The organism is Aminobacter sp. P4_D5 (assembly GCF_056401815.1).
This window is the reverse complement of record NZ_JBFUIP010000645.1, coordinates 1-745: the sequence shown is the minus strand read 5'-3', so window position 1 is coordinate 745 and position 745 is coordinate 1. Positions and strand designations below refer to the sequence as shown.

Here is a 745-nt window from a genome sequence, read left to right as displayed (position 1 = left end):
GTGCTGGCGTTGCTCGTCGCCTATATCGTGGTGCGGCGGCTGACGCGCTTCGCGGATGCGCTGGGCTTCCTGGCGATGGCGCCCTTCGTCATCCCCGGCATCGTGCTGGCGATCGGTTTCTATGCCGCCTATGCGGGGCCGCCGCTGTCGCTCTACGGCTCGGCGCTGCTGATCATCCTGGCCTTCGCCTCGCGCTTCCTGCCGATCGCCTTTGCCTCCTCCCAGGCGGCGATCCGGGCGGTGCATCCGGAGATGGAGGAGGCCGCGCGCATCCTGGGCTCCGGGCGGCTGCACGCGATCCGCAAGATCACGGCGCCGCTGATCAAGACCTCGCTGCTGGGCGGATGGCTGGTGGTGTTCATCGTCGCCTCGCGCGAGCTGTCGGCGGCGATCTTCCTCGTGGGGCCGCGGACGCGGACCATGTCCGTGCTGCTCTACGACCTCACGGAGCAGGGGAATTTCGAGGTGGTCGCCGCCTTCGGCGGCATCCTGCTCGCCATCACCATGGTCATCGTCGGCATCGGCATGAAGCTGGTGGGGCGCGACTTCATGCTCAGAAGGGAATAGCGCGTGCCGCGCCTGATGTTGGAAGGCCTGACCAAGGCCTATGGAAAGCTGACCGTCGTCGACCGCGTGGACCTCGCGCTGGAGGAGGGCGAGTTCGTCTCCCTGCTCGGCCCCTCCGGCTGCGGCAAGACSASSACGCTGCGGATGATCGCGGGCTTCGTCGACCCCACGGCCGGAT

General features: G+C 67.9%; 2 protein-coding genes. Both read left to right on the top strand.

Annotated elements, in window-relative coordinates:
* Positions 1-567 (top strand): ABC transporter permease (locus tag AC1DWF_RS34070; protein WP_476842903.1); only part of this gene is annotated, 567 nt, incomplete at its 5' end.
* 15 nt (positions 568-582) lie between these two features.
* A partial coding sequence (locus AC1DWF_RS34065; RefSeq protein WP_476842904.1) for an ATP-binding cassette domain-containing protein occupies positions 583-745 on the top strand: 163 nt, incomplete at its 3' end.